The sequence below is a fragment of the Paenibacillus sp. 01L418 genome (assembly GCF_056400045.1).
In genome coordinates this window covers 1-7,139 of sequence record NZ_JBFTSN010000333.1, presented here as the reverse complement: position 1 = coordinate 7,139, position 7,139 = coordinate 1, and the positions used below count along the sequence as shown (strand labels likewise).

The window sequence follows — 7,139 nt, the reverse complement described above, 5'->3', positions numbered from 1 at the left end:
TTGCAATGCTGGTGTATTTTTCGCTTTTTTTCGTTTCAGTTTTGTTAATAGATAAATTCATAATAAAGAAATTCTTTTCTTTAAGATTGATTGGATTAAATGATATCCCAATTGTACTGAAGTTTATGTCTTTACTTGTGTTCATTGCTGTTGTCTTATCTGCTTATTCTACTGCGTACAATTTTGGTAAAGATAGTGTATTAAATACGAGAACATATTGGACGATTGAACAAAAGAATGACACTTATGCTGTCGTGGATACATTTAACGGAAATTTCATTTGTGTTCCTATCGATATTGATAATGCTACTTTCAAAGCGGAGTACATTTTTGTAAAACCCGAAGAGGTTAAAGATAATTTTAAAAATGTTTTAATAAAAGAAGCTTTACATGAAAAAGAGTAGTTGGATATCAAACACGATGATGAAGAAAGAAATGAGTAACATGACTGCATTAGCTCGCAACTTGTTACATATACGTTAACGATTCTTTTATTCACATTAGAACATAAGCTAATCTCAACAAAAAAAAGCACTTCTACGTTAAATGTTTAACGTAAGGAGTGCTTTTACCTTACATAAAATTCTAGTTTTATCTAACAGATTAATTTTTCATGCGAGTGTTTAGACGAATGTATTGTTAAATCTTATTTATCTTACTCTCTAGGTAGCTGCCTATAAACCAAACGAAAGATGAAGGAATAATCCAGATAATCATTGTTACTACAACTTCCTGAATGTCTTTCATAAAGTAGAGAATAATTCCGAAGATGAATTCCATTAAAACGATGGAAAAAGCATTTCCATGTTCACGCAGATGTCGATAGGATTCAGTATATTCTTTTATTACTTCTGGATTAGTTGTAGGAATAGAAACAATTGTACTACTACTAGCTGCTCTTTTATTAATCAATTTCACATAAAAATCTAGGATGTTTCCTTTGTATAGAGCTAATACGAGGAGAATTACTTGTACTAGAAATATAAATATAAGGAAGAACCATTCTAAGTTATTTTTAGTCACCCAATATAAAGCGACTGTAACTAAGATCAATACAATGATTCCAATGATTGTAGGTTTCTTATTGAACTTGTGAGGTTTGAAAATACTTGACCTAGTAGCATGTAAAACCAGTATTGGCGTACTTGCAATATAGCAGAAAGCTAAACCAAGTAACCCAAATAAAATTATATGAGAAGAAGTGAAGTCTTTTAAAGAAACTTGCAACTTGTAAAATTTACTAAATGCAGTATTGTTACTGTATAGGTATAAAGTGACTAATGTACCGAATACTGTACCAACAAAATACCTTACTAAATAAAACTCCCACCAACGATTATTCAATGGTATTCCCCCTTCATTATACGAAGCTTGATACATGCTTGAGTTCGACTCTGTTCGTAATGTTAATAGCAATATATTTGACCTTTAAACGCCTTTGATTCAACAACCAGTATCCCTTAACTATATTAGTAATAGATTGCAGATTCTTAGCGCATAGGAACAGATCATTGACTAATCTACAAGTATTGGTTGCAGTGGTAGCTGTCTCTTCATCAGAAACGTTTTCCTCCTCATTTCACTTTAATAGTCTGCGCAGTATTGATGATCTTCGCCATCTGCTCAATCAGAATCTCTCTGTCCCACAGCTTAACTCCAAGACGTTTGCCGCCATCTCTAGCTTGTTCTGTGAATCCGCTGTTGGTGATCACCCATGCTTTGTTACATCTATATACGTCCTTGCTCGTATAAGCCTGCTGTATTCATAGCCTACGTTCTTCTTCCACCGTGTGGCTTTAATGATAACATTCTTTATAGATGATGATAGGCTGAGATCAGCCCCTTAGTCGCCCTTGCCACCTGTACGCTTCACTTGCCAACCAAGACGCTTGAAGAACTGCTCAAGGTAACGCTCAAACATCGTTCCAGTAATCTTGTCTATCTCGTTGATGTGGGCTTTCTTTAGCTTTTCTTGAACATAGACAATACGGAAACCAATGCTAACCGCTAGAACAATGATGATGAAAATTAAAAGGGGATTCAGCCATGCTCCACCGAATGTTGCTCCATCCTTGCTTAAGGTGATGTTGAAGGCGAACAGAAAGGCACAGCCAATTGCAAGCTGTATTGCTAGATCAACGAATGTAGGGCCTTTCTTACGTCCTCTAGCCAAATTCTAATTCTCCTATTCATTTGGAATATGTTAGTATATATATAGGTAATTATATCTAGTTCGATTGAATTGTGGAAGCGAATGTTAGGAATGTAGACTGGGTATAGAATGTAGTGAAATTAATATTTCTGGTGGAGGGATGAAGCTCTTGTCGAATGAACCACAAAGTGAACAAATAGAATCAATATTGGCGACAATCGTAAGATTGTTTGCAAAAGAAGGCTCTGCTAAAGAAGTAGCTGTACTATCAGAATCAGAAGCATCAATTAAGGAAACTAGTTACGACAACTGGAATGGTGGTTCATACTTCCACACTCTATTTTTGAAAATACCTATTTCATTATTTGCTCAAATAGAGCAAGAGAAAGAGGGGATAGAGGAAAATATACAGCAACGTGCAGCTAAATTGTTTGATGAAGAAAACTACTATTTGCAGCATGTGAAAATATGCCCACAACTAGCAAAAGACAGTGACTGGCGTTTGAAATCTAAACAGTGGTTAAATGGAGCTAATATAAATAATCAAGGCAGAGTTCGTTCTGATAATATTGCTTCGAAGAATATGGATGGCTTATTGTTTAGATCAATTCCAGAGATAAACATGTATAAAGCTTTTAAGTCGCTAGGCGTTTCGTTTGCGCCATTGCCTGTTTTCATTAGAGGTGGGCAATCGTATCGCAGAATTGAACCTGACTTTATGATTATTAAGGATGGAATTGTTTTAGTGGTTGAGGTTGATGGCGATACAGTTCATCAAGAGTCCCCTACGGAAGCACATGATAGAACTACTATGCTACTTCATGAAGGTGTCCATATCGAGAGAATAAGGGCTAGTGAATGTGATACGGAACAGAAGGCAAATGAAAGTGCTAAGAAGATATTAAATATTTTAGATAAACATAGAAATGTACGGTAAGCCAAATGAGATTGGGAAGCATAATTCAATGAATAAATACGGTCAGACAGCTGTTAAAGCAGTTCAGTTACTTCAATTGAAACACACATGTTCGGTGAAGGTACAGTAGAACAGAAAAAGGAACATCCAAAGAAAGCCTTTTTTTGACTTTGTGAAACTGATTGGGTTCGTGGTATTAAACAAGAAAGTTGTGGTCTTATTCTTATTGGATTGTCTTCATTATTTAGGGTTCAAGGGGTGATGTTTGATATGAAGTTATTGCATGAATCAGGAAAATATTATTATATTAGCTGTGAAAGATGCTCTAAGGAGAATAAGGTTCTTAAGATTAGCTGTCAATTAAATGACATTGGCTATAAGTCCAATGCAGTTATTATGTGCTCCTGTGGAGAGTCTTCAAATATCATTAAGAAGCCAGCAAACAAACAGTTGTTTCAAGATACGGATAATTCAAACGAGATATTGCGTTGTCCAAAATGCAAATCCACTCAGTTGTCCGCAGGAGACAAAGGCTTTAGCCTTGGTAAGGCAGCTGTTGGAGGTGCTTTGTTAGGAGGAGTTGGACTACTAGGAGGACTTATTGGAAGTAAGAAGTTAATGGTTGGTTGTATGAATTGTGGACATAAATGGGAAGCAGGAACTTCATAAAAGATGGAGTTGTGTCTAAATTGCGTAATACAATATTAATACTCATTGCCTTATCTATTTTCATATTCTCTGGATGTTCAAACGGTGCGGATAGTGTTAGTTCAAGCTCTGATAGTGAATACAATGAAATGATGGCAAAAGCTAAAGAATTACATAAGCAAGGAAAAACAGAAGAAGCATTTGAGGTTATTTCGGATGTTGTAATCAAGTCAGAGGATATGAATTTCCTTACAGAATTGCTGGACGTAATAAATAAAGATGCAGTTCCTATGCTAGATCTCATTGATATAGAAGTGAGTCGAGATGAAGATTACATTCGTGCAACAGGATCAGTAAAGAATAATGGAAACACATCGTATTTCTACATAAAGGTTAAGGCAATATATATGGATGCAAATGATAATGTGATAGATACTGATTGGACATACGCCATTGATTCATTAGGGATTGAGCCAAACGAGACTAAGAAGTTTGAGATGATGACCAAATATCCAGAGGGGATAAAGAAATATAAATTTGAACTGTTTGAATAGATATATCGAATGACCGATTAGCACTAAGAGTGCATAATGTCGAAGCAATCCTTTGTGCGAAAATGGAGTCTGGATTGCATGTCAGGGCTAAGAGGATTGAGAGGAGAATGTTGCTTGAAGGCATATAATAATTGTCTAAGTTTGCTATTCAACTTAAATTTATTTATAAAATAATTGTTGAAGGTGATACTATGAAGTTTTATATTAGAGGTTTTACTCATAATTTTACTATCCCAACTAGTGTTGTAGAATTTCCCTCTGTAGTTTTAATGACAGATAACTGGAATGATTATGGATATGAGACGTATTTTCATGTTTATTACATATATAATTCTGATGCTTTTGAGTATATGGGTGCGTGTAAAATTTGTAGTAAACTCAATCCAACTACAAGATTGGTCATTCCAAGAGAATTTGAGTGTTTAGATGAAAATTTTTGTTCCCTGGGTCAATCAGTTTCTTACTATGAAACTATATGCAAAGAAGGATTTGAACGAGCAAAGAAAATTCTAAATTCACTTAACGATACAGCGTTAAACGACGATATCCGCATAAGATTTAAAGATGAACCTGCATTTAAAGAGTCATTACTACGTTTCAGTGAAGCAGGTAAAGCATTAAAAGAGGCTAAGTTATACTTTGGTGAATCAATAATAATAGACAGGTCTTTAAATTTTAGATTTGAATATAAAATACCTAATGCAACCTCACCTCATAGGGTTGACTTAAACTTTTCTGAAAATGATGTTCCATTTAGAATAAATTGTTTTGTGGGTAAAAATGCAACTGGTAAAACTAGAATTTTAACTGAACTCGCAAGTAGATTGAGTGGAGCGAAAAAGAGTGGGAATAGATCGTTTACACCCGAAAGACCATCATTTAGTAAAATAATCGCTATTTCATATAGTGCATTTGATGAATTGTATAAACCATTTGAAGAGGAAAAGAATGAAAAAAAACAGTTAGAGGGAAAAAATGAGAATGATGAAACTGAAGACAACAACAGAATAGAAGATACAATACTTGGTAGCTATGTCTATTGTGGGTTACGTAATAGTAAAGGATTACTAACAATAAATGAAATCGAAGAAAATTTTTTCAATGCCTATAATAAAGTTCTGAAAAGAGAAAGAGAACAAAAATGGATAGAAATAATGAGTAATATTCTAGAGCCAGAACATTTAAGGATTATTGATGATATAAGAGTTATAAGAACTAAAGTTGCATCAGAACCAACTAATTTTCTCAGTTCTTACTTAAGCTCAGGTCAGAATATAATGCTATCAACAATAACTGAAGTTATAGCCAATATAGAGGTCGATTCTTTACTTCTATTCGATGAACCAGAGTTACATTTGCATCCTAATGCTATTGCCAATTTTATGAGAATGTTTTATGAATTGTTATCTACATTCAATTCATATGCAATTTTATCAACTCACTCACCATTAATAATTCAAGAAATACCTTCAAAATTCGTTAAGTTATTCAATAGATCGAATAATACTCCTTATATTACAGATCCAGATGGAGAATGCTTTGGTGAAAATATAAGTGTATTAACAAATGATCTTTTTGAAGTTAGAGAACATGAAAGTAACTATAAAACTTGGCTTAAAAAAATGAAAGAGGAAGGGAACTCATATGATAATATCATACAAAAATTTGATTTTAACCTAAGTTATAATGCACAGACATATTTGAATGCATTATATGTAGAAGAGGTAGAGTGACATGAAAAAGTTAATTTCTCCAGAACTTAACGCTAATGATGTTTATATGCATCTCATGGAAAACGCAAGATCAAAAGAGAAAAAAGAAAGATTATTGCAATTGCAACCTTATGTATACAGTAGATACGACATTTATACGAAGAATGCTTTAAGCTTAGAGAATATTTCAGAAAGTAAGATAACGGAAGAAAATGATAAATCAACGATGCAAAGCTGTTATAATCGTAATAGTAAAGGTTACCTCGAGGGAGAAGTAGTCGCAGAAATAATAGGTATTCAATCAGTTCAACATAAAAACAAATGCCCATATTGTGGTCTAGATAGACCACGTACAATAGACCATTATTTGCCGAAAAGTGACTTCCCAGAGTTTTCAGTTTTTCCTTCAAACTTGATACCTTGCTGTCAATATTGCAATGGTAAAAAGGGAGATAGATGGATTAGAAATGGAAAGAGAATCTTTCTTAACCTTTATTACGATGAAATACCTGAAGTAAAGTATCTACATACAAATATTGAACTTAATAAAGCAGACATACCTCTCATTAGATTTACATTGAGTAATAATGGTGAGATTAATCCGTATTTATTTGAGATAATTCAAGAACACTATGCAGCATTAGATCTCCTTAAACAATTTTCATTAAATGTAGAGGACGAAATTTCAAACATTAATGACCATATCCTACACGACAAACTTTCAATTGAAACTCAAAAACGAACATTAAGAAATGAATTGGCTTCTTCAATTAGACGGTATGGTATAAATTTCTGGAAATCATCTTTTTTAGATGCATTACTAGAATGCGATGTGTTTTTTGAGAAATACCAAAAACAAGCTTTAGTGTAATCAAAGCATAAGAGTAATATTGATTAACTATCTAAAAACGAACTCGAAAACACGTGTCTAGTTAGGTTTTATGTCTTTTGAAGTTATCAATAGAAGAAAGATATAGTTTCAACAAAATACTAATCAATGGATATTTTGTCTAATTCCAATAACGAAGATTTTTGAGTAATTTATTGGGGTTTTGCCGTTCGATAGTTTTGAGAAGTTATAGGAGGATTAGAACTCATCTCGAAATCAAAGGATCTTTAGACTGGACTTTTACGGGTTATGAGAGTACAGTCTGGGC

9 protein-coding genes are annotated in these 7,139 nt (G+C 33.6%); 6 read left to right on the top strand and 3 right to left on the bottom strand.

Annotation, left to right across the window (positions count from 1 at the left end):
• A partial coding sequence (locus tag AC1DSE_RS26660) for a hypothetical protein (RefSeq protein ID WP_477528454.1) occupies positions 1-404 on the top strand: 404 nt, incomplete at its 5' end.
• A 235-nt stretch (positions 405-639) separates the two neighbouring features.
• Here the strand turns inward: AC1DSE_RS26660 and AC1DSE_RS26655 are convergent.
• The 3 genes from AC1DSE_RS26655 to AC1DSE_RS26645 form a co-directional block, all read right to left on the bottom strand.
• Positions 640-1,344, bottom strand: coding sequence for a hypothetical protein (locus tag AC1DSE_RS26655; RefSeq protein WP_477510306.1), 705 nt, complete (start codon positions 1,342-1,344; stop codon positions 640-642).
• Between the two features lie 230 nt (positions 1,345-1,574).
• The gene (locus AC1DSE_RS26650; protein ID WP_477510328.1) at positions 1,575-1,763 is read right to left on the bottom strand and encodes a restriction endonuclease; all 189 of its coding nucleotides are present in this window, start codon (positions 1,761-1,763) and stop codon (positions 1,575-1,577) included.
• Between the two features lie 80 nt (positions 1,764-1,843).
• Positions 1,844-2,173, bottom strand: a complete 330-nt coding sequence (locus tag AC1DSE_RS26645; protein ID WP_477510305.1) for a hypothetical protein — start codon at positions 2,171-2,173, stop codon at positions 1,844-1,846.
• Between the two features lie 148 nt (positions 2,174-2,321).
• Between AC1DSE_RS26645 and AC1DSE_RS26640 the strand changes: the two genes are divergently transcribed.
• The 5 genes from AC1DSE_RS26640 to AC1DSE_RS26620 all read left to right on the top strand — a co-directional run bounded on the left by AC1DSE_RS26640 (position 2,322) and on the right by AC1DSE_RS26620 (position 6,853).
• Positions 2,322-3,089 carry a hypothetical protein gene (locus tag AC1DSE_RS26640; RefSeq protein WP_477510304.1) on the top strand — a complete coding sequence of 256 codons (768 nt, stop codon included), beginning with the start codon at positions 2,322-2,324 and terminating at the stop codon, positions 3,087-3,089.
• A 249-nt stretch (positions 3,090-3,338) separates the two neighbouring features.
• Positions 3,339-3,737, top strand: a complete 399-nt coding sequence (locus AC1DSE_RS26635; RefSeq protein WP_477510303.1) for a hypothetical protein — start codon at positions 3,339-3,341, stop codon at positions 3,735-3,737.
• Between the two features lie 20 nt (positions 3,738-3,757).
• Positions 3,758-4,270 carry an FxLYD domain-containing protein gene (locus AC1DSE_RS26630; protein WP_477510302.1) on the top strand — a complete coding sequence of 171 codons (513 nt, stop codon included), beginning with the start codon at positions 3,758-3,760 and terminating at the stop codon, positions 4,268-4,270.
• Between the two features lie 131 nt (positions 4,271-4,401).
• Entirely contained in the window at positions 4,402-6,003 is a 1,602-nt protein-coding gene (locus AC1DSE_RS26625; RefSeq protein WP_477510301.1) for an AAA family ATPase, read from the top strand.
• Position 6,004: 1 nt separating this feature from the next.
• Complete coding sequence (locus AC1DSE_RS26620) at positions 6,005-6,853, top strand: HNH endonuclease (protein ID WP_477510300.1); 849 nt, start codon at positions 6,005-6,007, stop codon at positions 6,851-6,853.
• Positions 6,854-7,139 lie beyond the last annotated feature (286 nt).

Bases quoted from the DNA above. Each gene is read 5' to 3' on its own strand.
- AC1DSE_RS26635 (WP_477510303.1), top strand. From the start codon at position 3,339: ATGAAGTTATTGCATGAATCAGGAAAATATTATTATATTAGCTGTGAA.
- AC1DSE_RS26620 (WP_477510300.1), top strand. From the start codon at position 6,005: ATGAAAAAGTTAATTTCTCCAGAACTTAACGCTAATGATGTTTATATG.